General features: G+C 57.0%; 27 protein-coding genes. 4 read left to right on the forward strand and 23 right to left on the reverse strand.

Features of this window, described 5'->3' with window-relative positions; all coding sequences use genetic code 11:
• Positions 1-22 precede the first annotated feature (22 nt).
• The 8 genes from pmrG to K787_RS25185 form a co-directional block, all read right to left on the reverse strand.
• Positions 23-625, reverse strand: coding sequence for a lipopolysaccharide core heptose(II)-phosphate phosphatase PmrG (gene pmrG / locus K787_RS21995; protein ID WP_052185297.1), 603 nt, complete (start codon positions 623-625; stop codon positions 23-25).
• 88 nt (positions 626-713) lie between these two features.
• Entirely contained in the window at positions 714-926 is a 213-nt protein-coding gene (locus K787_RS25805) for a TraR/DksA family transcriptional regulator (RefSeq protein WP_084671918.1), read from the reverse strand.
• A gap of 70 nt (positions 927-996) precedes the next feature.
• Positions 997-1,854, reverse strand: a complete 858-nt coding sequence (locus K787_RS0102995) for a universal stress protein (protein WP_022961308.1) — start codon at positions 1,852-1,854, stop codon at positions 997-999.
• Positions 1,855-1,874: 20 nt separating this feature from the next.
• On the reverse strand, positions 1,875-3,359 hold the full coding sequence (locus K787_RS0103000) for a SulP family inorganic anion transporter (RefSeq protein ID WP_040640765.1): 1,485 nt from the start codon (positions 3,357-3,359) through the stop codon (positions 1,875-1,877).
• A gap of 49 nt (positions 3,360-3,408) precedes the next feature.
• Positions 3,409-4,920, reverse strand: a complete 1,512-nt coding sequence (gene nhaB / locus K787_RS0103005) for a sodium/proton antiporter NhaB (RefSeq protein ID WP_022961310.1) — start codon at positions 4,918-4,920, stop codon at positions 3,409-3,411.
• Positions 4,921-5,242: 322 nt separating this feature from the next.
• The gene (locus K787_RS0103010; protein ID WP_022961311.1) at positions 5,243-5,845 is read right to left on the reverse strand and encodes a hypothetical protein; all 603 of its coding nucleotides are present in this window, start codon (positions 5,843-5,845) and stop codon (positions 5,243-5,245) included.
• The gene (locus K787_RS0103015) at positions 5,842-7,137 is read right to left on the reverse strand and encodes a sialidase family protein (protein ID WP_028614536.1); all 1,296 of its coding nucleotides are present in this window, start codon (positions 7,135-7,137) and stop codon (positions 5,842-5,844) included. The genes K787_RS0103010 and K787_RS0103015 overlap by 4 nt, the downstream gene beginning before the upstream one ends.
• 92 nt (positions 7,138-7,229) lie before the next feature.
• Positions 7,230-7,403, reverse strand: coding sequence for a hypothetical protein (locus K787_RS25185; protein ID WP_022961313.1), 174 nt, complete (start codon positions 7,401-7,403; stop codon positions 7,230-7,232).
• 447 nt (positions 7,404-7,850) lie between these two features.
• On the opposite strand from K787_RS25185, the gene K787_RS0103025 reads away from it, so the two are divergent.
• Together K787_RS0103025 and lipA are read left to right on the forward strand one after the other, a co-directional pair.
• Positions 7,851-9,146, forward strand: a complete 1,296-nt coding sequence (locus K787_RS0103025; protein ID WP_022961314.1) for a lytic murein transglycosylase — start codon at positions 7,851-7,853, stop codon at positions 9,144-9,146.
• A gap of 214 nt (positions 9,147-9,360) precedes the next feature.
• Positions 9,361-10,410, forward strand: a complete 1,050-nt coding sequence (gene lipA / locus K787_RS0103030; RefSeq protein ID WP_022961315.1) for a lipoyl synthase — start codon at positions 9,361-9,363, stop codon at positions 10,408-10,410.
• An 18-nt stretch (positions 10,411-10,428) separates the two neighbouring features.
• Here the strand turns inward: lipA and lipB are convergent, their stop codons facing one another.
• The 11 genes from lipB to K787_RS0103085 form a co-directional block, all read right to left on the reverse strand.
• On the reverse strand, positions 10,429-11,055 hold the full coding sequence (gene lipB, locus K787_RS0103035) for a lipoyl(octanoyl) transferase LipB (RefSeq protein WP_022961316.1): 627 nt from the start codon (positions 11,053-11,055) through the stop codon (positions 10,429-10,431).
• Positions 11,055-11,330, reverse strand: a complete 276-nt coding sequence (locus K787_RS0103040) for a DUF493 family protein (RefSeq protein WP_022961317.1) — start codon at positions 11,328-11,330, stop codon at positions 11,055-11,057. The genes lipB and K787_RS0103040 overlap by 1 nt, the downstream gene beginning before the upstream one ends.
• A 17-nt stretch (positions 11,331-11,347) precedes the next feature.
• Positions 11,348-12,499 carry a D-alanyl-D-alanine carboxypeptidase family protein gene (locus tag K787_RS0103045; protein ID WP_052185301.1) on the reverse strand — a complete coding sequence of 384 codons (1,152 nt, stop codon included), beginning with the start codon at positions 12,497-12,499 and terminating at the stop codon, positions 11,348-11,350.
• 85 nt (positions 12,500-12,584) lie between these two features.
• Entirely contained in the window at positions 12,585-13,502 is a 918-nt protein-coding gene (locus K787_RS0103050) for a septal ring lytic transglycosylase RlpA family protein (RefSeq protein WP_040640757.1), read from the reverse strand.
• Positions 13,492-14,538 (reverse strand): lytic murein transglycosylase B, encoded by a 1,047-nt coding sequence (mltB, locus tag K787_RS0103055; RefSeq protein ID WP_052185298.1) that lies wholly within the window; start codon positions 14,536-14,538, stop codon positions 13,492-13,494. Before mltB ends, K787_RS0103050 begins: the two co-directional genes overlap by 11 nt.
• Positions 14,539-14,565: 27 nt before the next feature.
• Positions 14,566-15,723 carry a rod shape-determining protein RodA gene (gene rodA / locus K787_RS0103060; RefSeq protein WP_022961321.1) on the reverse strand — a complete coding sequence of 386 codons (1,158 nt, stop codon included), beginning with the start codon at positions 15,721-15,723 and terminating at the stop codon, positions 14,566-14,568.
• Entirely contained in the window at positions 15,720-17,588 is a 1,869-nt protein-coding gene (gene mrdA / locus K787_RS22000) for a penicillin-binding protein 2 (protein ID WP_022961322.1), read from the reverse strand. Before mrdA ends, rodA begins: the two co-directional genes overlap by 4 nt.
• Positions 17,589-17,591: 3 nt before the next feature.
• Positions 17,592-18,059: a 23S rRNA (pseudouridine(1915)-N(3))-methyltransferase RlmH gene (gene rlmH / locus K787_RS0103070; RefSeq protein ID WP_022961323.1), complete on the reverse strand. Its 468-nt coding sequence runs from the start codon at positions 18,057-18,059 to the stop codon at positions 17,592-17,594.
• A gap of 5 nt (positions 18,060-18,064) precedes the next feature.
• Positions 18,065-18,424, reverse strand: coding sequence for a ribosome silencing factor (gene rsfS / locus K787_RS0103075; RefSeq protein WP_022961324.1), 360 nt, complete (start codon positions 18,422-18,424; stop codon positions 18,065-18,067).
• Between the two features lie 22 nt (positions 18,425-18,446).
• Complete coding sequence (nadD, locus tag K787_RS0103080; protein WP_022961325.1) at positions 18,447-19,085, reverse strand: nicotinate-nucleotide adenylyltransferase; 639 nt, start codon at positions 19,083-19,085, stop codon at positions 18,447-18,449.
• 7 nt (positions 19,086-19,092) lie between these two features.
• On the reverse strand, positions 19,093-20,358 hold the full coding sequence (locus tag K787_RS0103085; RefSeq protein ID WP_022961326.1) for a glutamate-5-semialdehyde dehydrogenase: 1,266 nt from the start codon (positions 20,356-20,358) through the stop codon (positions 19,093-19,095).
• A 116-nt stretch (positions 20,359-20,474) separates the two neighbouring features.
• Between K787_RS0103085 and K787_RS22005 the strand changes: the two genes are divergently transcribed.
• On the forward strand, positions 20,475-21,872 hold the full coding sequence (locus tag K787_RS22005) for a DedA family protein (RefSeq protein WP_152486778.1): 1,398 nt from the start codon (positions 20,475-20,477) through the stop codon (positions 21,870-21,872).
• On the opposite strand, the gene K787_RS0103095 is transcribed toward K787_RS22005, so the two are convergent.
• Positions 21,801-22,385, reverse strand: a complete 585-nt coding sequence (locus tag K787_RS0103095; RefSeq protein ID WP_022961328.1) for an LON peptidase substrate-binding domain-containing protein — start codon at positions 22,383-22,385, stop codon at positions 21,801-21,803. The two genes, K787_RS22005 and K787_RS0103095, sit on opposite strands and share 72 nt — an antisense overlap.
• Before the next feature lie 223 nt (positions 22,386-22,608).
• Between K787_RS0103095 and K787_RS0103100 the strand changes: the two genes are divergently transcribed.
• Positions 22,609-23,067, forward strand: a complete 459-nt coding sequence (locus K787_RS0103100) for a MaoC family dehydratase (protein WP_040640769.1) — start codon at positions 22,609-22,611, stop codon at positions 23,065-23,067.
• 58 nt (positions 23,068-23,125) lie between these two features.
• On the opposite strand, the gene K787_RS0103105 is transcribed toward K787_RS0103100, so the two are convergent.
• The 3 genes from K787_RS0103105 to mpl are packed head-to-tail and all read right to left on the reverse strand — an operon-like array spanning position 23,126 to position 25,570.
• Positions 23,126-23,614 carry a hypothetical protein gene (locus tag K787_RS0103105; protein WP_022961330.1) on the reverse strand — a complete coding sequence of 163 codons (489 nt, stop codon included), beginning with the start codon at positions 23,612-23,614 and terminating at the stop codon, positions 23,126-23,128.
• Positions 23,611-24,216, reverse strand: coding sequence for a flavin prenyltransferase UbiX (locus tag K787_RS0103110; protein WP_022961331.1), 606 nt, complete (start codon positions 24,214-24,216; stop codon positions 23,611-23,613). The genes K787_RS0103105 and K787_RS0103110 overlap by 4 nt, the downstream gene beginning before the upstream one ends.
• A complete protein-coding gene (mpl, locus tag K787_RS0103115) occupies positions 24,206-25,570 on the reverse strand; it encodes a UDP-N-acetylmuramate:L-alanyl-gamma-D-glutamyl-meso-diaminopimelate ligase (RefSeq protein WP_022961332.1) in 1,365 nt (454 codons plus the stop codon). The genes K787_RS0103110 and mpl overlap by 11 nt, the downstream gene beginning before the upstream one ends.
• Positions 25,571-25,709 lie beyond the last annotated feature (139 nt).

Consider the following 25,709-nt stretch of genomic DNA (forward strand, 5'->3'; position numbering starts at 1 on the left):
GACGCCGGCAAGCACCGCGCCCCTAGTAGGAGAGCCGGCTGAAATGGAACACACGGTCCCAATCTTCCGCATCGACAAAGCCCAGCAAGCGCAATGCCTTGGGTCTCGGTTCTGCCGAAAGAAAGATGGCTGTCCCGTACTCCGGGATATCGCTGGAAAACCCCAAGTCATCTTCAAAGCGGGCGATGCAGGTACTATGGGTAATCAGCACCAGATTTCTGCCTGGTTTCTTGGAACTGAGCGCATCGCGCAACAGCGTATCTTCCTTGCGACAATCATACAGCCACTGCTTGTCGGTGCTGCGGGTACTGAACAGCAGATCAGCGGTCTGATCGGTACGCGGCAAAGGGCTGTTGTAAATATCAGCGTTTCCCAAACCTAACTGAAAAAAATCATCCGACAGCTCGCTGGCAACCAAGGTGGAGCGTGCCGTGAGGCCGTCCTTGCCAACCAGGCAAGGCACATCAGCCCGGTCGCAGCGCTCGAGATGTCTGAGGATGACGATGGAGTCTCCCTCGGTCCAACTCTCGAAGAGAAACTGTCGTTCATGTTCTGCACTTTCGGACAGATCCGGCATCGACGGCGGCATCAGCATCAACGCCAGCAAAAGTACCGGAATGGACATAACCGCCAGAACAATCGCATGTCGTTTACGTCCTTTCCATCTGTCCTCTGTTGGTTTTCCGCTATTGGTGCCGGCATTCTGTTTCATTTTAACTAGCAGCCCCATTATTCGTTACATGCATTTCCACCCTGCACGGCACATCATTTCGAAGCGCCGTGGCGCAGCCAATACAATAAGAAGCTACCGGATCTATCTTCAGTCGCCCACGCGCAATCGGCTCCCCACATTCAATGCAAATACCGTAATCGTCATCATCTATATGGGCTAATGCCTGCCTGAGACGTTGCCTCCCATCTGACACTCGAGCTCAGCAATCAGTTCAAGCATGATCGCTCTCAGCTCTTCGCGCACAGCAGGCAGCATCGCCAAAGTTAGCGCAACAACAACAGCGGACGCTTGGTTCGGGTCAATATAGTGGTCGTGGTACTGCCAACGAAGAACTGGCGGATACGCGAATGGCCGTAAGCGCCCATCACGATCATATCGATGTCATGCTCCTCCTCGTAACCCAGCAGCACTTCTTCAACATTACCGGCACGAATACACGCCTGAACCTGATGCCCCACTTTCTCCAAGGCTTGCTTCGCCACATTAACTGACTCCCAGGCGTCCTTGGTATCTGCACCCACCATCACCAGGTGAATTGGCAAACCTTTGAACAACGGGCTTGCAGCAATCATCTCGATACCCTTGCGGGTACTCGGACCATTATCGAACGCCAACATGACACTACGTGGTTGACGAAAATCACCGGCAGTCACCAATGTCGGCCTGTGCACTGTGCGGATAACACTTTCCAGATGGCTGCCGACGTGGCCACCGACCGTGTCGCCCTCTTCTCCTTCTCTGCCAATCACCAGCAGGCGGATATCCTTCTCAAGTTCCGCGAGGGTCTCAACCAGATCCCCATGCCGTTGGCGCACAGCGGGATCAGCTACGCCGCCAGCCTTGACGCGGGCAACCGCCGCCTCAAGCATCAGGCGGCCTTGCTCGCGCATCAGTTTGCCGCGTTTCTCGTCCAGTTCGGCCAACTCGGTCAGCAAATGCTCGCGACTGCCCAGACCGATATTGCCCGACAAATTAGTTTCGGTCGGGTACTGGGAGTGATCCAGCACATGCAAAAAGGTCAGGGGCGCATCCAGGCGCAGACTCGCCCAAGCGGCATAATCACACACGGCGGGGGATGACTTGGAGCCATCGACACATGCCAGTACGGTCTGGGTGGTCACAGTATTCTCCTTGTTCATTATCAGTGGCCCATCAGCTTTTCAACGGCGTCTGGCTTGTCATGCACACCAAACCGGTCAACGATAGTTGTACTGGCCTCGTTCATGCCGATGATCTCGACTTCTGTGCCCTCGCGGCGGAACTTGATCACCACCTTATCCAGCGCTGCTACCGCGGTAATATCCCAGAAATGCGCGCGGCAAAGATCGATCACTACCTTATCAACCGCTTCTTTGAAGTCAAAGGCTCCTACAAACTTGTCAGAGGAGCTGAAAAACACCTGGCCTACGACCCGATAGGTGCGCTGATTACCTGATTCATCCAGGTCACTGCCGATGTGCATGTAATGGCCCATCTTGTTAGCAAAGAACATCGCAGCGAGCAGCACGCCAACAAACACGCCATAAGCCAGGTTATGCGTTGCCACCACGACAATCACCGTGGCCACCATAACGATATTGGTCGACAACGGATGCTGCTTGAGGTTGCGCAGCGAATCCCAGCTGAAAGTACCAATAGACACCATGATCATCACCGCGACCAGCGCCGCCATGGGAATCAATGATAGGTAATCGCCGAGAAACACCACCATCACCAACAGAAAGATACCAGCACAGAAACACGACAGCCGGGTACGACCACCGGACTTGACGTTGATAATCGACTGGCCAATCATGGCGCAGCCCGCCATACCACCGATCAGACCAGAGCCTATGTTGGCAATACCCTGGCCCTTGCATTCACGATTCTTGTCGCTGGAAGTGTCGGTCAGATCGTCGACAATGGTCGCGGTCATCATCGATTCCAGCAGGCCGACAATTGCCAGTGCTGCCGAATACGGAAAGATGATCATCAGGGTTTCAAAGTTCAACGGCACCTGCGGCCAAAGAAAAATCGGCAAGGTGTCTGGCAGCTCGCCCATATCGCCAACGCTGCGAATGTCCAGCCCCATATAGACTGCCAGCACCGTCAGTACCACGATGCACACCAACGGCGAAGGAATCAGCTTGCCAATCTTGGGCAGGTAAGGAAACAGATAGATAATTGCCAGGCCGCCTGCGGTCATCGCATACACGTGCCAGGTTACGTTGGTCAGTTCGGGTAGCTGGGCCATAAAAATCAGAATCGCTAGTGCGTTGACGAAGCCGGTGACCACCGAGCGCGATACGAATCGCATCAGTGAGCCCAACTTCAGATAACCAGCGCCTATCTGCAACAAACCGCAGAGGATGGTAGCGGCCAATAGATATTCCAGCCCGTGCTCGCGTACCAGAGTGACCATCAACAGCGCCATGGCACCGGTAGCAGCAGATATCATGCCAGGCCGCCCGCCGGTGAAGGCAATCACTACGGCAATGCAGAAGGAGGCATAGAGGCCAACCTTGGGGTCTACCCCAGCAATGATCGAAAAGGCGATAGCCTCAGGGATCAGCGCCAATGCCACTACGAGTCCAGCAAGGATGTCGCCACGTATGTTGGAAAACCATTCCTGCTTTACTGATTGCATCCGGGTCATACCAAGTCCATCCAGTCCAAGTAAAAATACAAGTGAGGGCTCAGACCCAATTCACTACAGCAAACAACCCGACAGCGCCCATTACCAGCGTATACGGGAAGGCCATGACAACCATGCGGCCATAGGAAAGACGCACCAGAGGCGCAATGGCAGAGGTCAACAAAAACAGAAAGGCTGCCTGCCCGTTGGGCGTCGCCACGCTGGGCAAGTTGGTGCCGGTATTGATGGATACCGCGAGCAGCTCGAAATGTTCGCGGCTGATGCTGCCCGCATCCAGCGCCTGCTTGATTTCGCTGATATACACGGTCGCGACAAAGACGTTGTCGCTGATCATCGATAGCAAGCCGTTGGCAACGAAGAACATCCCCGGTTGAGCCGACTCCGGCTGCAATAACACCCAGGCGATAATCGGGCTGAACAGATGCTGCTGGTGTATCACCGCAACCACGGCAAAAAACACCACCAACAACGAGGTGAAGGGCAGCGCCTCCTGAAAGGCTTTACCGATCTGGTGCTCGTCAGTCACGCCGTTAAAGGTGGCCATCAGAATGATCGCCAGCAAGCCTATCAGGCCCACTTCCGCAACATGAAAGGCCAGCCCCAGTACCAGCAGCACTGCTACCAGCGCCTGCACTATCAATTGCGCGAGCTGTATCGTTGTTCTTTTTTGCCGTTCCTCTTCAGCGAAGTCCTCAAGTACGCGCCTGACGTTACGCGGCAGCTTGGCGCCATAACCGAACATCGAGGTTTTCTCCAGCAACAAACAGGTCACCAGCCCCGCGGCCAACACCGGCATACTCACCGGCGCCATGCGTATAAAGAACTCGGCAAAGTCCCAACCGGCAATGCGCGCAATCAACAGGTTCTGTGGCTCACCGACCAAGGTGGCAACGCCGCCGAGCGCGGTACCAATGGCACCGTGCATCAGCAGGCTACGCAGAAAGGCCCGAAACACTTCCAGATCATGGCGGTGCAATTCCAGAGGTTCATCATCGGCATTGACCGCCAGCTTTGGCTCCCCAGTGCTCTTGGGTGGAGCCGAGACAACCTTGTGATAAACCGAATAGAAGCCTACCGCCACGCTGATAATGACGGCGGTGACCGTCAAGGCATCCAGGAAGGCCGACAGAACCGCCGCCGTGAAACAAAACAGCAAGGATAGGGCCGACTTCGAACGAACACCCAGCAGAATTTTGGTAAATACCAGCAGCAGCAGGCTTTTCATAAAGTAGATGCCTGCCACCATAAACATCAATAGCAGAATCACCGGGAAATTCACCAGCATCTCGGCATACAGCGCTTCTGGTGTGGTCATGCCAATCAGCAGCGCCTGGATGGCAAGCAGCCCGCCGGGCAGCAAGGGGTAGCATTTAAGCGCCATCGCCAAGGTGAAAATAAATTCGACCACCAGCAACCAACCGGTCAGATAAGGACCGGCAAGCCAAAGACACAGCGGGTTGAGTATCAAAAAAGCAACAATGGTCTGCTTATACCAAACAGGCGCCTGGCCCATAAAGTTTTGCAAAAAAGCACGCGATAAAGAGGTTTTCATATGGTTTTAAACTTCCCTTCCCAGGAACCCTGGGCCAATTCCCGAGATGCAAAAATCCTTGTTCGCCCGCAACGAAAACAGTGGGCGTCACTAGAGGCTTGTTATTCTGATAATGGTTCGAGCACAAGCGTGCTAAGACATGCACATAGCAGATAAATCTGCTTTAGCAGGAGGCGGAAGTAAAACCTATGGTGGCGTGGCGCCGGAAAAGCAGATCATCGACATTCCGCTGAGGGTCTAATCACGGGGGCATACATTAGCACAGCGCCTAGTGCCGGGCTATGGATAAAACGCCCCCCCAATCTACAAAACCGACCAGGAATCAGCCTGCTTTGACTCCCCTGCTGGCACGCACAACGGCCTTTACTAAGGCTATGATAATTGCCCCGAACGAGTACAGCACGATAAACGGATCGAGCAGATAATCCCAATAGTTATCAGATGCCTTCAACCCCAGCACAAAGCCAGCCGTCGCCAGCACCAGCATTGCCACCCCCAGACTGCTACGTAACCACACCAGCAGCAAAGTCAGCACGCCGATAAAGACGATCAAATAGCGCGCGTTGTAGCCCCAGCGGTAGGTATCAATCATGCCTATGCCCAGCGCAGCGGGATAGAGCACCAAGCCCAACACTGCGAAGCAGAGCCAGAGCGGCCATTTCTGCGCGACGGGCATGGGTGGCATGTACCCCAACTTTACCAAGGCGGCGCCGGCCATCCAGATCAGCGAGGTCAACGCCAGGTCATCGGTCAAACCACGCAGCAGCCCGGCGAGTGTCAGCCCGGTTGACAGCGGGATCAACGCAATCAAGATCAACGCCAAGAGCGTGGCTAGCCGGTAGCCAATCGACAGCCTGCCGAGGGGTAATAGTAAAAACACAACCAAGGCAAAAGTAAGCACCGCTTGCCAGTTAGCAATAATCATTCTTGCTCCTCCACCCAGGCCCGATTGAAGGTGACATGCTTGATAAAACTGTTATTCCAGGAGTACACCATATGAAAACGGCCGTCATCAGAACGCACGATGTAAGGATACTCGTACTCAAAGTCGCAAAGACCTCTCTTGCACACCCGGCCTTCAAGGCCCTGAACATACTCGTCGAGCAACACCTGGCGCCGGGGGCCGCTGGCCTCAATGAATTGTTCACGCAGCTGTGGGACATACTTTTCCATCGGTATAGGGTCGCCCTCGGCGTCGGTCGACTCATCCAGCGTCTTGACCAGTGACCAGGTGCTGAGGCTGAAGGTCGATTCATCGAGCGTCAGCCGGAAGCGCCCGTCGGCCAGATTATTTTGTGCCACCAGCAGGGTATCTCGATGCGAGCGAATGGCCGCCAGGGAGGAATTCGGGTTCCAGGGTTCAATCGCACGCTCCTCGCTCCAGGTTTGCCCGGCATCAGCGGTCACTGTAGCCAGTACATGCCCTTCCCTGCCGGCGTAGCGCAACAGTGCGATGGCCCGCCGATCATCCAGAGTGACTACCGTTGGCTGCAAGGAGGTATCGCCATCGGCCATACGAAATTTATCCACGACCCGGGCATGCGAATCGAGATAAAGATATTCGGGAAATTTACCCAAAAACTCGTGATAGACCGGCAACCCTATCGAGCCGTCCTGATGAAACACTGGCGCACTGCGCACCAGCGTACTGATATTGATAAAAGGTGAGGTGATCAGCTGACGCGGCACCGACCAAGTCGTGCCCAGATCCTCGGACACCATCACGTTGATGGCGCTACCGGCCCAGCCGCCCAACGACACGGACACGTAGAACAGCCAGAGCCTATCATCTGGAGCCAGGGCAATGACCGGGTTACCCAGCTTGCGGATCGGCTTACCTACCGCCTGGCGGGTCAGCTCGCGGGTTGCGAGCACCTCCTCATCGCCCCACTCGCCACTGGCCGCATCAAAACGCGCCGCGCGGATCTGCACATCAGCCGCCCCCTCGCGCGAACCAGCAAACCAGACACTCATCAGGTTGCCGCCGGGTAACGCGGTGATTGATGAAGAATGCACAAAATCGTCGAGATCGCTGGATACGAAGCGCCGAGACATCTCCGGTTCAGCAACGATATCGCTGTCGTCGTCCCATTTGGTTTCAGTCACAAATCCCGACATCTCATAGGCCGGATTCATCCACCACGCCAGACCATAAACGCCAATCACCAGAGCCGCAGCCCACCATCTGACACGCAATAACCATGACCGCACAAACATCCGAATCCCCATATCAGCCTGAAGTTATAAACCGTTTATAAGCTGCTAGTTTTTTGCAAACCGAGCACTGAAGCCGCGGTTCACTGGCAAGCTCAGCGAAAAAAAGGGTGCTGGATCATGGCCGGTTCGCTCAAGGTGTTCAGCCACTCGGCGAAACGCTGGATCGGCATAAGATCCTCGGGCCTGTCCTGGGGCCACTGACTCAAAACCCGAGCCTGGACATCCGCCCGATGCGCCTCGACCAGCCAGGGACCCAACCTTGGCATCAGCAACTTATTCTCCTTTTTCCGCCGGTGCTTAGCCGCGTATTCTTACCCACGTAGCTATCTTCAACCGAACGAGAGCCCGCTTGCTGGACCAGCGGCCAAGTGTCAGGGAGCAATCATCGCAACCGGAACAGCGCCGGCAGACCAGCGCGCCATAGCCCCGCGAACGCTGGCCAGATGATGCGAAGAACGCTGCACTGGAACTATGCAGGAACCACTTAGACACTAGTCAGGAACTATTCAGGGCCTAATAAGTAGGGCCATGTTGCAACCATGTTGCAACTATGCCGCCCGGCAATACTCCATACTAGTGAGCAGCGCTGATCGCGAGCGGGATAATAGCATTCTGACCTTCGCACATCCATTCGCTGAATATCGCCTAGCAATCACCTTGTCCGGAGCTAGCATGCTAGAGTTAAGCCGCCTTTTATTTGCTGGGAACGATCAATGTTAATCAAGTTTTTGCGCCAGGGTTCACCCCATCGTTACCTGACTACCGCAAGCGTGGCTGTGTTGTTGCTGGCCGCTTGCGCTGACACGCCGATTAAAGCGCATGCCAATACCAGCGTTTCCGAACCTGTTGTCGAAATACAGCGGATCGAAGAGCAGATGACCTTCGCGCAATGGCGCCAGCTATTTCGCGCCGAGGCATTGGCGGCGGGTATAGAGCCGGCGCTGTTTGACCGCGCCTTTTCCGGCATAACTCCTGATCCGGCAATATTAAGAGCCGACCAGAGCCAGCCCGAATTCACCCGGCCGGTGTGGGAGTACCTGGATGGCGCTATTTCGCCACAACGTCTGGCCAGCGGTCGGCGGCTGCTGGAACAGCACGAGCAAACGCTCGGCGCTATCGAACAGCGCTACGGGGTAGACCGGAATATTCTGGTCGCTATCTGGGGGCTTGAGAGTAATTTCGGCGCAAATATGGGCAATAACCTGGTCGTACGCGCCCTGGCTACACTCGCCCACGAAGGCCGCCGGCCCGATTTCGCCCACACCCAGTTGCTTGCAGCGCTGGAGATATTACAACGTGGCGACATTACCCCCGAAGGCATGCTCGGCTCCTGGGCCGGCGCGATGGGCCAAACCCAGTTCATCCCCACCACCTACAACAGCCATGCCGTCGACTTCGACGGCAGCGGCAAGCGTGATATCTGGAATTCATCGGCTGATGCGTTAGCGTCGGCGGCCAATTACCTCAAAGCCTCCAACTGGCAAGCCGGACAACCCTGGGGGATGGAAGTCAGCCTGCCAGCCGGGTTTGACTATGCCTTGGCCGACATGGCGATCCGCAAGCCCCTCGGCGAATGGAGTGATCTGGGTGTAAAAACCACACGCGGCGCGGCCATTAGCCCCGAGCATATCGAACTGAGCGGATCGCTATTATTGCCTGCAGGCCACCGAGGCCCAGCGTTTATCGTTATGGACAACTTCCGTAGCATTCTGCGTTATAACAACTCCACCAGCTATGCATTGGCCATTGGTCTGTTGTCGCAACGCTTTCACGGCGGCGGCCAGATCAGCGCCAATTGGCCTACCGAAGACAAGCCCCTGTCACGCACGGAACGCCTGGAGTTGCAGGAACGCCTTGAAGCAGGTGGTTTTGAGCCAGGCGGCATAGATGGCATTATCGGTGCGAACACCCGCAAGGCGATCCGCCGCCTGCAGTTAGCCATAGGTACGCCAGCCGACGGCTATCCGGACCATGATTTGCTGGAGGCGCTGCGCCGCTGGGCTGAGTAAGCTGTGCCAGCGGCGGCAGGCGCTCGCACTGGTCCGCCTGCTCCCATAGACCACCGCCCCTGCGCTTTTACTGCAGTGGCAGCCGCGCCTTTACGGCGGTCTATGGTAAACTGGCGCACAGCCAAGCCTGCGCTGCCCGCCCTGGCTGGTAGGCGCCGCCCAAGCAAACAAGCTAGCCGCACGCGCTCGAACGCTAACAGGAGCCCATACGCAGATGACTGACCAACCCTCGAAACCGGTTGCCAGCGGTGAAAAATTTCGCAATGCGCAAGGCATTGCAGCGATCAAGGATGGTCAGAAAAGGCGTGCCAACGCGACACCCGTCACCTTTGAGCCCAAGCCCAGATGGTTGCGTGCTCGCGTCCCGACCGGCGAACGCTTCGAGGCGGTCAAAAAAAACGTCGCATCGCATAACCTGAGTACTGTATGCCAGGAATCGCACTGCCCGAACATGGGTGAGTGCTGGGCCAACGGTACGGCGACAATCATGCTGATGGGCTCTGTCTGCACCCGAGCCTGCCGTTTCTGCGCTGTGGATACCGGTAACCCCAACGGTTGGCTGGATCAGGACGAACCGGAAAACACCGCCAAGTCGGTTGAGCTGATGGGCCTGCGTTATATCGTCTTGACCTCGGTAGACCGGGACGACCTGCCTGACGGCGGAGCTGAGCATTACGCGGCGTCGGTCAGGGCCATCAAGCGCCGCACCCCTAATGTGGTGGTCGAAGCCCTCACCCCGGATTTCGACGGCGACCATTCAGCCATCGAACGGGTCGTCGACTCGGGCCTGGAAGTCTTCGCGCAGAACGTCGAAACGGTAAAACGTCTGACCCACGAGGTACGTGACCCCCGTGCCGGCTACGAGAAAACCTTGCAGGTGCTGGCCCACGCCAAGCAACATCGTCCATCGCTCATCACTAAAACTAGTCTGATGCTGGGCCTGGGCGAGACCGATGAAGAAATTCTGGCGACCCTCGACGACCTGCGTGCCATTGGCGTTGATATTGTGACGCTAGGTCAATACTTGCAGCCAACCAAGAACCACCTGCCGGTAAAGCGCTGGGTGACGCCGGACGAATTCAATCGTTATCGGGATATTGGTCTGGCGAAAGGCTTTATGGAGGTACCCTCAGGGCCGCTGGTGCGCTCCAGCTACCGCGCGGACCGCGTATTCGAAAAGAACAATCTCGGCCTGGCTGAGCCGGCGGCAGTGCCGGGCCAAGCAGCAAACGAAAACCTGATTCCAACGTTGTCTGTCAGCTAAAGCAGAATCCCTCCATTGTCAGGCATTGGGATAACCCAGCGCCTGACGCAGGGCCAGCTCTAGCCGATCCATCACCTGCGTCATCGGCAACTCCGCAGACACATGATCGCACAGCTGGGTCATAGCCAAGCCAGCATAACCGCACGGATTAATGCGCTGAAACGGCTGCATATCCATATCCACATTCAACGCCAAGCCGTGGAATGAACAACCGCGTCGTATACGCAACCCCAAAGATGCAATTTTAGCTGCCCCCACGTACACGCCCGGCGCGTCGGAGCGCGGAGCGGCGTCAACACCGTAACCTGCGAGCAGACTGACCAGCGCACGCTCCATGGCGGTCACCAGGTCGCGCACGCCGATATCCAACCGGCGAATATCCAACATCAGATACGCCACCAGTTGGCCAGGACCGTGGTAGGTCACTTGCCCCCCACGCTCAACCTGCACCACCGGAATATCACCCGCAGCCAGTACATGTTCGGCTTTGCCTGCCTGCCCTTGGGTAAAGACTGGCGGGTGTTCCAACAACCAGATCTCATCGGCGCTGGCGCTATCGCGCTCGGCTGTCAGCTTGCGCATGGCTTCCAGGGTCGGCAGGTACTCCACCTGCCCCAGTCGCCGGACATTCAGCGGTGTTGGCATCAGAGCACCATATGAACCTTGCCCGTTGCTTTCAGATCGGCATGTAGCGCCTGGAGCTGCTCCGGGCCGGTCGCGGTAATCTGCAGCCGGACCGACAGAAAGCGCCCGTTCTTGCTATCAATTACCTCGATCACCCGCGTATCGGAACCCGGTGCATGCTGCTCGGCGATACGCACCACCATATCGGCAAAACCGTCCCCCGCCTCCCCTATTACCTTGATTGGGTACAGGCAGGGAAACTCAATACGCGGCGCATCGGTAGGCACATCACTCATATGGCTGCCTCAGTGTATTAGTTGAAAAGACCGTAAAAAAACAGGCGGATGCTATCCCACAGCCGACCAAAGATACCGGCCTCTTCTACCCCGGCCAACGCAACCAGCGGCGCAGTATGAACGACCTCGTCACCCAGCCTGACCTCAACCTGGCCGAGCACGTCGCCAGCGGCGATAGGTGCCTTGATCGGCGCTTCCAGGGTAATGCTGGCATCCAGTTTTTCCGCCTGACCCTTGGGCAGGGTCAAGGTCAAACCGTCAGCAAGACCGATTTGCACCTGATCGCTGACGCCAGCCCACACCCGCGAGGTAGACAATACCTGGCCGGGTGCGTAGAAGGATTTGGTCTCGAAGAAACGGAAACCCCAGGTCAGCATCTTCTGTGTTTCCGCGGCCCGGGCCTGCTCGCTGGCGGTACCCATCACCACCGCAATCAAGCGCATACCGTCACGTTCGGCAGAGGTAACCATGCAATAACCTGCCTCTTCGGTATGACCGGTTTTAAGGCCATCTACCGTGCTGTCACGCCAGAGCATCAGGTTGCGATTGGGCTGGCGGATGCCATTCCAGAAAAATTCCTTTTCCTTGTAGATTTTGTAGTGCTCAGGATCATCGCGAATGATCGCCTTGGCCATGATCGCCATGTCACGGGCACTCGACAAATGCCCTTCGGCGGGCCAGCCTGTGGAGTTTTCAAAATGGGTGGAGTTCATCCCCAGACGCGCCGCATGGCTGTTCATCAAATCGGCAAAGGCTTCTTCACTGCCGGCAATATGCTCGGCCATGGCAATGCTCGCATCATTGCCGGATTGGATGATGATACCGCGCAACAGGTCGATCACCTTGACCTGGTTACCCACCTCGATAAACATCTTCGAGCCGCCCTTGCGCCAGGCCTTCTCGCTGACCAGCACCAGATCTTCTTCCTTGACCTGCCCGCGCAGAATTTCCAGGCTGGCGATGTAGCTGGTCATCATCTTGGTCAGGCTGGCCGGGGGTAGCGCCTCATCGGCGTTGTGCTCGATCAGCACTTCACCGCTATTGGCATCCAGCAGAATATAGCTGGACGCTGCCAGTTGCGGGGCACTGGGCACAATAGGGGCGGCCGCAGCAGGCAGGTTCGGTGTGGGCGTAGGTGTTGGCGTCTGTGCATACGCTACAGCAGTCATGACAATGGAGCCGGACACCAGCAGATTCAGCAGTATTTTTTTAAACATGTGACTCACTGTAAAGAAATAAAGGGTTGATTGAGTTTCAGTTTGCGCCGACCAGGGTGGCATCACCCATGTTGGCCAAGCGCAATTGTTCGATAAGACGTCGTGCTTCATCCTGACTGGCGAGCGGACCGACCCGGACTCGATGCAAAGTCCCTGCATTGTGCTGCACCGGGGTCACTACCACCGCTGCGGCCAAGGTGTTTTGCAGCCGTTGACGCAACTGCTGGGCGGCCAGATCCGTTGAGAAGGCACCTACCTGCAAATAGTACTGGCCCTGGCTGGCTGGATTACTTGGTGCTGCCGCAGGAGTAACCACAGGCGTAACCTGAGCGGCGCTGGGCGCCTCCGACCTGGAGCGGGCACTGACCAGATAGGTAGGGTCATTCTGCTGCTGCCAGACCACCGGATCTATACCCTCCACCAAAACCCGGGCCACACCGCGCTCAGCAAAGCCGAGCTTTTTCGCCGCAGCGTAGGACAGATCAATAATGCGTGAGGAATAGAAAGGCCCGCGGTCATTCACTCGCACAATGATCTTGCGCTGATTGTCCAGATTGGTCACCTGCACGTAGGTTGGCAAGGGTAACGTCTTGTGTGCGGCGGTCATGCCGTAGAGATCGTACTCTTCCCCGTTGGCAGTCGCCTGGCCATGAAATTTGGTACCGTACCACGAGGCCTCGCCCTCTTCGCGATAGCGTCGGCCATCCTGCATCGGCTGATAACTTTTACCCAGCACGGTATAGGGTGTGGCCTTGTACGGCCCGGTATGGGGGGTGGGCACCGCATCCGGGATAGTGGATACATCTTTCATATAAGCGGGTGCGCCATCGGTCGACGGCCGCGATCCCGAACTGGCAGCGGGGCTCTTGTGCGACGTCGAGGAGCAGCCAGCCAGTAAAGCTATGGCTGCAGCCCATACCACTGGATGAATAGCTGCAGCGAGTTTAGCTGTCATTTTGCCGAGCCTCGCGAATCAGGTCCGCCAACTGGTGCACCACCATGGCGTACATCACACTGTGATTGTAGCGGGTAATGGCGTAAAGATTATTCCGCCCTATCCAGTATTGCATGCTGTCTCCGGCATCGAACTCGAAAGCCATTACCTGCTCTGCCGCATCCAGTTCGCCCTGGGGCTGCCAACCCAGATCCGTTAACTCAGCAACGCTGATCCGGGCATTCAGGCCTTTTTCCATCGGCAGAGTCAAACCCTCGGCAGAACGCTCCCCAGACACCTTGGCCGGAACGGCTACTCCAGCACCATGCTGCCAACCGTGCTCACGGAAATAGTTTGCCACGCTACCGATGGCATCGACCGGATTATTCCAGATATCAGCCTTGCCATCATCATCAAAGTCGACCGCAAAGGCCTGATAGCTGGTCGGGATAAATTGAGGATAACCCATGGCGCCCGCGTAGGATCCGGTCAACTCCAGCGGGTTCATCTGCTGTTCCCGAGCCACCACCAGAAAGGACTTGAGCTGCCGGCGGAAAAATTCTGCTCTGGGCGGATAATCAAACCCCAATGTCGTCAGCGCATCAATCACGCGATGGCTGCCTTTGTTTCCACCATAATAGGTTTCGACCCCGATGATGGCGACAATAACGTCCGCTTCTACCCCGTACTGCTCCTCGGCGCGGCTGAGTGCATCGGCGTATTTCTCGGCGAAGGCCAGCCCGCGCTCGACCCGCTGATCGGTAATGAAAATCGCCCGGTACTCATGCCAGGGCCGGACTCTCTCTGCTGGCGTGGAAATAGCCTTGAGGATGGGCTCCTTGCGCTCGGCATTGGCCAGCAGGCTTTCTACATATGCCGGTGCGAAACCATGCTCTACCTGCATTTCTTCAACAAAGGGGCGTACTGCCGGATGCTCTGCCGTGTAATTTGCTGCGCTGACGATAGGCGTAAAGCCGGTGAAAGCGGCAAGTATGCCGAAGGTTTTAGCGCGGCAGAAAAAGGCTGACAGCATCATTTGTCCTGTTTTGTTATCCATTGGGTGTTGCCCGGAGATTCTGCCCCATTAGCGCTGAACCATCCACTTTCGGTGCGTATGTATTGACATCAGAATACCGAAACCGGAGAGCAGTGTTACCAACGACGTCCCGCCATAACTGATTAACGGCAATGGCACACCCACCACCGGCAATAAACCACTGACCATTCCGATATTGACCAACACGTAGATGAAAAAGGTCAGCGTAATACTGCCGGCGAGCAATTTGCTGAAGGTATCCTGAGCCTGCAGGGTGATATAGAAACCTCTGGCTATCACCAACAGATAAACCACTAGTAACAAGCATACGCCGACCAGGCCGAACTCCTCTGCCAACACCGCAATGATGAAGTCGGTATGACCTTCCGGCAAAAAATCCAGGTGCGACTGCGTCCCTTGCAACCAACCCTTACCGAATACGCCGCCGGACCCGATTGCGGCCTTGGACTGGATAATATTCCAGCCAGCGCCTAACGGATCACTCTCCGGATTCATGAACGTCAGCACCCGGCGCTTCTGGTACTCGTGCAGAACAAAAAACCACATAGCCGCTGCCAAGGGCACCAGCAGTACCAGTGCGCCGATGATATAGCGCCAGCGCAAGCCAGCCATTAACAGGGCGAAGAGCCCGGCAATGGCCACCAACAATGAGGTACCCAGATCCGGCTGTTTAACGATCAACACCACCGGGACAAGAATAATGATCAGCGTGATGCAGATGGACTTAAAGCTGGGGGGCAGCGCATGCCGCGCCAGGTACCAGGCGACCACCATAGGCATCACCAGCTTGACGATCTCCGAGGGCTGAAAACGCATCAAGCCGGGTATATTCAGCCAGCGCTGCGCGCCCTTGGACTGCACCCCGATCAGCTCGACCGCTATCAGTAGGATCAGGCAACCTATATAGGCGGCGGGCACCCAACGTTCCATGAAACGTGGCTGGAACTGAGCGATCGTCAACATCACCGCCAAACCCACGCAGTAAGCGGCCGCCTGACGATAAAGCAACGCCATGTTCATACTGCTGGCGGAATACAGCACGAACCCTGCCACCGTGGCCAACACCATAATCAGCAGCAGTAGCCAGGGATCGACATGAATGCGTTGCCAGAAAGGGGCACGGCGCCCGAAGGCTGGCGGGTTACCGACCCGGTTACCGGTGATGGAGGCAATCAGGCTTTTCATGGTTTGACCTCAACGGTAAAGCCTTCCGGATCCGGATCAGGCAAGAGCCAGGCATCGAACAGTGCTCGGGCCACCGGAGCTGCAACCCGCCCACCGGATTCGCCGTTCTCAACCATGACCGCCACAGCAATGCGCGGCGCCTCTACCGGCGCAAAACCAACAAACAAGGCATGATCACGATGCCGCTCACGCAATGCAGCAGAGTCGTATCTTTCCCCCTGGGCAATGGCGACGACCTGGGCAGTACCGGTTTTGCCGGCCATTCGATAGGGCGCGTTGAGCGCGGCAGCCCGCGATGTGCCGCGCTCACCGTGCATCACATCCTCCAATGCCGCAGTAATGAAGTTCCAGTCGTCGTCATTCTTGAGCTGTATATTGTCGGGTGTGTCATTTTCTTCCGGAGGGGTGCCTTCCGCATGCATCAATAGCCGTGGACGCTGCCACACGCCACGGTTGGCGACCAGCGCGATCGACTGCGCCAACTGTAATGGCGAGGTCAGCATATAACCCTGGCCGATCCCGGTAATCAGTGTTTCCCCGGGATACCAGGGTTGCCGCCGAGCAGTACGCTTCCAATCACGCGACGGCATCAAACCCGCCGACTCCTCGAACAGATCCAGCGAAACCCGAGTACCCAGCCCAAACTGGCTCATGAACTCATGCATCCGATCGATGCCCAGCTTGTGCGCCAGATCATAAAAATAGGTGTCATTGGAGCGGGCGATCGCCAGGCGCATATCCACCCAACCGTCTCCCTGTCGGTTCCAGTTACGATAACGATGACTGTGATTGGGCAACTGATAAAAACCCGGATCATAGACTCGACTGGTGCGGCTGGTCACGCCACTGTCCAGCCCGGCCAACGCTACCATCTGCTTGATGGTCGAGCCCGGCGGATACAACCCGCGCAACACGCGATTGAACAGCGGCTGATCCAAGGAGTCGCGCAGTGCACCGTAATCGGTGTGGCTGATACCGGTAACGAACAGGTTGGGATCAAACCCCGGCTGACTGACAAACGCCAATACGCCACCAGTTTCAGGTTCGATAGCAATAATGGCTCCGCGACGATTGCCTAGCGCTTGCTCGGCGACCGCCTGCAAGCGGCTGTCAATATGCAAGGTCAGATCCTTGCCCGGCAAGGGATCCACCCGCTTAAGAACGCGCAATACCCTGCCGCGAGCGTTCGTCTCAACCTCTTCATAGCCTACGGTGCCGTGCAGCAATTCTTCGTAATAACGCTCGATACCGGTCTTACCTATATAGTGGGTACCGGCATAGGCTACCTGGTCAATTCGCGCCATCTCCTGCTCATTGATTCGCCCCACGTAACCCACTGCATGGGCAAAATGCTCAGCCAACGGATAATGCCGAACAAAACTGGCCTGCACCTCGACACCTGGCAGACGAAATTGATTGATAGCCACCTGGGCAATCTGCTCATCGGTCAAGCCGAACATGACCGGCACCGCCTCAAACGGACGTCGCGCCTGTGCTAGGCGCCGCTCCGCCCGCTCGACATCCTCGGGCGTAAGAACCAGCAACGACTTGAGCAAAGCAAAATGCTGCTGCACATCCGGCACCCGCTCGCGGGTAATGCTCAAGCTAAAACTGGGACGATTTTCCGCCAGCACCACACCATTGCGATCATAGATACGCCCACGGGCGGGGGGCACAGGCTGCACGTGAACCCGGTTATTCTCCGACAAGGTCGTGTGATGTTGAAACTGTATCACCTGCAGGTGATACAGACGCGCCACCAATACCGCCGTGAGGGCAAGCACGACCAAAGCCGCGAGCACCACGCGGCTCTGTACTATCCGGGCATCATTGGAGTGATCTTTAAGCTGGATCGGTCTGGCCATGAATCACTTGTGGTAAGGATGACGGTTGAGAATAGTCCAGGCTCTGTACAACTGTTCGGCCAGCAGTATCCTTACCAGTGGATGGGGCAATGTTAGCGCGGAGAGTGACCAGCGTTGTTCGCTACGCGCGCTGACCTCGTCAGCCAGCCCCTCTGGCCCGCCCACCATCAAGTTGACGTTGCGCGCTTCAAGCCTCCAGGTCTCGAGCTGCCCGGCCAACTCTTCGGTAGACCAGTTACGGCCATTGACCTCCAGGGTCACAATTCGTTCACCCGGCTGGGTAGCGGCCAACATCTGCTCACCTTCACGGCGCATCAGCCGCGCGACGTCCGCATTCTTGCCGCGGGTAGCCAGTGGAATCTCCACCAGCTCAACCGGCAGCTCGGGCGGCATGCGCTTGGCATATTCCTGATAACCCTGTTCAACCCAGCCGGGCATACGCGATGCGACGCTGATCAGCCGTATCCGCACAACAGTTACTCGTTGGGGATTTGCTGCTGGGCACGCCGGGATTCCGCGCTCTGCCAGAGGCGTTCAAGGTCATAGAACTGGCGTGTGGCCGGCTGCATTACATGAACGACGATGTCGCCCAGGTCAACCAGCACCCACTCACCGGAATCCTTGCCCTCGACACCTAACGGACAGCAGCCAGCGGCCTTGGCCTTTTCCAGCACGTTGTCGCTCAAGGAGCTGACATGCCGCGACGAAGTGCCGCTGGCGATAACCATATAATCGGTCACGCTGGTCAGCTCACTGACGTCAATACGGACAACGTCCTTGGCCTTGAGTTCTTCAAGTGCGTCTTCCACCAGTTTGATAAGGTCATCAATCTGCATATCGGATTCTAATCCTTCGGTATCAGGGCCGGTACAGCCCATTGGTTTCAATATAGTCGAGCACGGCATCAGGCAATAAAAAACGTGGCGACTGGCCGGCAGCCACCAACGAGCGTATATGCGTCGCCGAGATAGCCAATGGCGTCTGCGACAAACACAAAATTTGCCCATGCCGGGCGTCAGCCTGACGCGGATCACTGATGCTACGCGCGGCCAGCAAATCCTTGAGGACCTCCGGCAGATCCTGATTCTGCTCCGGTCTTTGCAACACTACCAGGTTGGCGAGCTCGAGCAGCTCATCCCAGCGGTGCCAGCCGGGCAAGCCACAAAAGGCATCCCAGCCGAGAATCAGGAACAGGGTAACAGTATTGCCCAGCTCATCTCGCAATGATTCAAGCGTCTCGACCGTGTAAGACGGCCTATCACGCCGCAACTCGCAATCATCGACTAAAAACCCGCTGTGCTCGCCGATCGCCAGACGCACCATATCCAGGCGTTGCGCCGCCGTCGCACCGGGTTGGTCTCTATGCGGCGGACGTGCACTCGGGATCAGCCGCAGCTCATCCAGCTGCAGGCTATCACGCACCTCCAGCGCACCGCGCAGGTGGCCGTAATGCACCGGATCAAAGGTGCCGCCCAACAAGCCAATACGACGGTTCATTGGTGCGTCACTGACGGATATGCCCATCGCCAAAAACAACGTATTTTTCGCTGGTCAGGCCTTCTAGCCCAACCGGACCACGGGCATGAATCTTATCCGTAGAAATGCCAATCTCCGCACCCAGCCCATACTCGAAGCCATCGGCAAAGCGCGTTGAGGCGTTGATCATCACCGAACTGGAGTCCACTTCCGCAAGGAAACGTCTGGCCCGCGTGAAGTCCTCCGAAACCATGGCATCGGTATGCTGGGAGCTGTAGGTGTTTATGTGTTCAATCGCGGCGTCCATATCACTGACCACCCGGACAGCCAGTATCGGCGCCAGATATTCAGTACTCCAATCCTGCTCCGTAGCCGCAATAGCCTGCGGAATGATGGCGCAGGTGGCGGGACAGCCTCGCAGCTCAACTTCTTTGCTGGCGTACAGGTCAGCCATGCGCGGCAAAAACTGCTCGGCAACAGCCTGATGGACCAACAAGGTTTCCATCGCATTACACACACCATAACGATGGGTCTTGGCATTCAGCGCTATAGCCTCGGCTTTGCCGAGATCCGCTCGGTCATCGACATAAACGTGACAGATTCCATCCAGATGCTTGATGACCGGTACTTTGGCATCGCGGCTAATACGCTCGATCAACCCTTTGCCGCCACGCGGGACAATGACATCAACAAACTCAGGCATGGTGATCAACTCGCCGACGGCCTGACGATCCGTCGTTTCAACGACTTGCACCACATTGGCCGGCAACCCGGCCTGAGCCAGGCCCTGCGCCAGACACAAGGCAATAGCACGATTGGAATGAATTGACTCGGAGCCGCCGCGCAAGATGCATGCATTACCCGACTTCAGGCACAAGCTCGCCGCCTCGACCGTCACATTGGGTCGAGATTCATAGATAATCCCGATGACACCCAGAGGCACACGCATTTTGCCGACTTGAATGCCCGACGGCAAAAATTTCATATCGCGAATCACGCCGACCGGATCGTCCAGCCCGGCCACCTGCCGCAGTCCTTCGACCATCGCCGTCAAACGCTCTGGAGTGAGCGCAAGACGGTCAAGCATGGCGGCATCCAGGCCGTTGTCACGAGCCGCTTGCAGGTCCAACTGATTGGCGTCCATAAGCTGGCTATGGGCCGCTTCAATGGCCGCTGCAGTGGCCAGCAACGCCTGGTTTTTTACCGCAGTCGTGGTCCGAGCGATGATTCGCGAAGCCTGGCGCGCCTCGCGCCCAAGCCGGTGCATATATTCCGTAAGCTGTTCAGCGCGCATGCCTTCACCTATACCAGCCACCTGGCCAAAAGGCGCATTATAACTGTCCCTCCCGTTAGTGGACAGCGCAGACCTGCTATGATCGGGAATATGTACCCATATTACGGTCATCCGGCGTGGCCATCCACCTATGGCCCTCTGAACAATGGCTCCTCCGCGCCGGAATCATCCACCTTCGGCTCGCCCTCAGCCAGCTCGCACTGGAACACGTATTGATTATGGTCGACATGATTACCGGGGATTTGCTCAGCTGGTTAGGTGAACATCGCCAATGGCTGGGCTGGTGCATATTCCTGATTGCCATGCTCGAATCCCTGGCCATTGCCGGCTTGTTGGTTCCCGGGGTGGTGTTATTGGTCGCCACTACGGCCATGGCGGGGGCCTGGGGCATGCCGGTAATCAGCGTGATTGGCTGGGCATTCGCTGGCGCGGTGGTCGGCGATATGTTGAGCTTCGCTCTAGGGCGCCTGTTTCACCAGGACATTCGGCGCCTGGGACTGTTCCGACGCAACCCCCACTGGATCGCCCGCGGCGAAACCTTTTTCCTCCGTTATGGCATGCTGAGCATCATCCTCGGCCGTTTCGTCGGGCCGATCAGACCGGTTATTCCAATGATTGCCGGCATGCTGGACATGCCTACCTGGCGTTTTGTACTGGTCAACCTGGCGTCCGCGCTGGCCTGGGCACCTATTTACGTCATCCCGGGCTATATGGCTGGCCACGCTGCAAGCTGGGCCGTGCCAGAATCTTTCTGGCAGCAGGCATTCGGCCTATTGGCAACCATGGTTGCCGTCGCCGGGGTGGCATTCTATTGTCTGTGGAAACAAGAACGCTGGAGCGGCCTGGTTGCGGCCAGCGCCTGCCTGGCAGGTCTTGTCGGCTTGTCATTTGCAAGCCCTTGGCTGGCAGTCCTGGATAGTACCCAAGGGCAGTGGGCGAGCCAAATGGCCAACCAAACCGACACACTGCTGACGCTCTGCGTGCCATTGGCAGGCGCTGGGTTCACGCTGCTGCTGGGTCTGCTCATTCTGCCCGGACTGCTGATGGGCGCCTGGAAAAGACAGGCTCTGCTGCTCAGCTTGGCAGTGCTTTTCAACCTGCTAGCCGGATTTGCTCTGCAACTGAGCAGCGGCTATCTGGCCGCGTCCACCAGCCTGACTCTGCTGATCGGCTTGCTGCTTGCCTGCAGCAGAAACTTTAGTTTCTGGGTGCGCGCGCTATGGATATGCGCGGCACTGCCCGCTGCCGGCTTGATCACTACTGGCCTGCTCCTCAGCGAGCCCGTCGCGCTAACCAGCTTGCTGATCAGTTGGCTGAACGTGGCCGCGGCCTGCCTGTTCAGTCTGTGGCTGCTGGAGCGAGCCGGGCCGCTGACGCCGGTAGCGCCCCGATGGATCGCCATCCTTATGGCGCTCCCCGTGCTCGCCGCACTGCTGAGCCTATCAGGCCTGCATCAGTTCCAGCCACTCACTGATCTGCTGCAAACGCTCGCCGGGGGACTCGGTGGCCAATAAAGCCGATTTCTGCTCCAGTGAAAAAGGCAGTAAAAAGACTAATTCGTAGCTCAACTGCTGCTGGCTATCCATCAGCGCAGGCAGCCCAAGACCTTCCGCTATTGGGTGATCCAGCAACGCCGCATGCAGGGCTTTGAGGTCCTCGTGCTGGCTATCCAGCACCTGATCAGGCTGCTCCTCTAGCCACAGCACCTGCCCCGTCACCAGACCGTCAGTTGCCACCTTTACCGCGCTGACATGCCCGCGCCTGCAACCTTCAACACGTAATCCCAAAAGCCCGTTGTCGCGCTGCTGCCAATCAACAATTCTTGCTTCGCAGCCAATAGCTGCGAAGCGCAGATCGCCCAGGCCCGTCTCGGGACCGGACTCCAACGGCATAATCAGAAAGCTCTCATCACGCTTGAAGCACCGGCTGACCATATCCAGATAACGCGCTTCAAATATTTGCAGGTCCATTACGCAACCAGGCAACAGGATGCTCTTCAATGGGAAAAGGGCGCGTCTGTCGATCATGCTTACCTCTGCTGTCTATTCGTCTATCCGTCGAAGATCCAGCGGCCCTAGGGTCAGTGCATTCAGCATACCTATTTCGCTGCCATACACGTTGACCCCGCACACTGCTCTTGTAACCATGACAAAAGAGCAGGAGTTATGTCTATATTCCTACTATGATTCATTGTGAATGATCATTTCACAGGCCTTAGGCCACAACAATAACAGAGCCATGGAGAACGTCATGACGGCAGCCGTACCCGCATCCGAATTAAAATCTTTTATTGGCAAAGATATGGGGCATTCCGAGTGGATGACCATTGACCAGGAGCGCGTCAACCAATTTGCAGAATGTACCGGCGACCACCAGTTCATCCATCTTGACGAGGAAAAAGCCAAGCAAACACCCTTCGGCGGCACCATTGCCCACGGATTCCTGTCGCTGTCATTGCTTCCGGTACTGTCGAGCGGCTTGCTGATTCGCCCAGAAGGCCTGAAAATGGCTGTTAACTACGGTATGGATAGCCTGCGCTTTATTCAGCCTGTGCGCGTCGGTTCGCGCGTTCGCCTGCATGTCAGCGTCGCTGATGTCACTGAGAAGAACCCCGGTCAATGGCTGGTCAAAGCCAAGTCCACGCTGGAAATTGAAGGCAGTGAAAAGCCGGCCCTTATCGCTGAAGGTTTAACCCTGTACTTCGTCTGATCTAGCGTAATAGCCGCTGTTATCGGGGCAACTTCCCTCAGGAGCGCCCCGATAGCATCTACAGACGTACACCGACTGTCACCATAGCTGCCGCCGCGCCCAGCAGTACCAGCTCGGCAGACAGACGGTTATGGCTCGCGCCCACTGAAGGCACTATGGCCGGTGCAACGCCGAGCCGATTCAGCGGTATCTTGTCTTGATACTCTCCTTTGTAACCCTCAAGCAAGCCTCCGGTCAGCTTCAGGTAAAAAGCCGACTCACCCAGCGCAAAACGCTTGCCGTAGTAAAGGTAATTGGCACGCTCGCCAAACGAATGCTTGAACGTGGCCGCACCCCACAGTGAAGCATCCGGCAGATGACGTTCGATCCCAATCAGCCGCTGATGGTTATTATGGTCTGGCTCTGGAGAATAGTGCTGCGTATACACGCTGGTCTGCAGATACCAGCTATCCTGCGTCCGATCTACCGCTGTAGCAGAAAAGCTGAACATCAGCAGGCTCGCCAAAAGCCAGCCCGGGCGTTTGCCAAGCATAGCTGCCGACCTCATTCGCCCCACCTGGTGAGTAGTTGCTGAGGGATTTCCAACTGATTCAAGATCCGTGCAACAACGAAGTCCAGCAGATCCTGAATTGATGCTGGCTGATGATAAAACCCCGGACTGGCTGGCAAAATAATCGCGCCCATCTGACTCAGCTTCAGCATGTTTTCCAGATGAATAGTTGAGTAAGGTGCCTCGCGGGGCACCAGAATCAACTTGCGACGCTCCTTCAGAGCCACGTCTGCAGCGCGCTCAATCAGATTATTGCTGGCGCCGGTAGCGATTGCCGAGAGACTTCCGGTCGAACAGGGGCAAACCACCATCGCACTTGGCGCACCGGAGCCGGAAGCGACCGGAGCCATCCAGTCCTGCTTGCCAAATACACGAATCTGCCCAGACCGGGCAGCGTAGTGCTCCGTCAAAAAACTTTCCAGGGCCTGTGGCTTGGGTGGCAAGGTGAGGCTGGTCTCGGTAGCCACGACCAACTGAGCGGCTTGGGAAATCATGAAAAACACCTCAACATCTGCCTTGACCAGGCACTCCAGCAATCTCAGCGCATACTGTGCGCCTGAGGCACCAGTCATCGCCAGCGTGACACGCTCAATCGTCACATTGCACCTCCAGCGCCTGAATCAGGCGCTGATGAATACCACCAAAGCCACCGTTGCTCATAAACACGATACGGGTTCCAGGTTTGGCTTCAGCCAACAGACTGCTGATAATGCCATCAATATCCGTATCGATACTGGCAGGCACCCGACTCTGCTCGACGACCGCCTGCAGTGACCAGTCCAGCCCTGGCGGCTGGAACCAGATGACCTGGGTAGCATCGCTGACACTGGCGGCCAGTGCCTGGCTATGACTACCCAGGCGCATGGTATTGGAGCGAGGCTCGATGACGGCGATCAAGGGTGCGTCGCCTATGCTTGCACGCAGACCCGCCAAGGTAGTTGAAATAGCCGTAGGATGATGGGCGAAATCATCGTAGACACTGACACCGTTGATCAGCGCCAGCAATTCCATCCGCCGTTTGGCACTCTGGAACTGCGCCAACGCGGCAATACCTTGCGCCGGAGTAACCCCCACATGGCGTGCGGCGGCCAGCGCCGTCAGCGCATTGGCAACGCTGTGATCACCCGTCTGCGACCATCTGGCTTCGCCTTGGCAAACACCATCCAGCCAGACTTCAAAGCGCGAACCATCGGCAGCCAGCAAACGCGCCTGCCACTGCCCGCCTTCTCCGGTGGTCTGGCAAGGCGTCCAGCAACCCATCGCAATAACGCGCTCAAGTGCTGCCTCAGCCTTCGGGTAAATAATCAGGCCGCTGGCGGGCACCGTGCGCACCAAGTGGTGAAATTGCCGCTCGATGGCCGCCAGGTCCGGGAAAATATCCGCGTGATCGTATTCAAGATTGTTCAGCACGGCGGTGCGTGGCCGGTAGTGAACAAACTTGGACCGCTTGTCGAAGAAGGCGCTATCGTACTCGTCAGCCTCCACGACAAAGAAAGGCGTTGTACCCAAACGGGCTGACACGCCAAAATTCTGCGGCACGCCACCAATCAAAAACCCGGGTGCCATGCCAGCGCACTCAAGAATCCAAGCCAACAGACTCGAGGTGGTGGTCTTGCCATGGGTACCCGCCACAGCCAGCACCCACCGCTCCGGCAACACATAACGCGACAGCCATTCAGGGCCGGAAACATAAGGCAGCCCCTGATCCAGCACATACTCAACCGCAGGATTGCCGCGTGACAACGCATTGCCAATCACCACCAGATCAGGTGCCGGCTGCAAATGGGCTGGATAATAACCTTCCATCAAGGCAATGCCCTGGGCCTCAAGCTGAGTGCTCATTGGCGGATAGACATTAGCGTCTGACCCGCTGACCTGATGCCCGAGCTCCCGCGCCAGCAGCGCCAGAGAGCCCATAAAAGTGCCGCAGATTCCTAAAATATGCAGATGCATGCTCTAGCCTTGAGTCGGTCCGGATTTGGTTGCCCGAATGTTAACACGGGCAACCCGCCAGCAGGACCACCCGCCAGACGGCCATGCATTGGTCGCCAGTTTCAGCTATCATTTCGCGCCATCAGGCTTTCCGCCCTTT

The organism is Halopseudomonas pelagia CL-AP6 (genome assembly GCF_000410875.1).
GTDB lineage: Bacteria > Pseudomonadota > Gammaproteobacteria > Pseudomonadales > Pseudomonadaceae > Halopseudomonas > Halopseudomonas pelagia.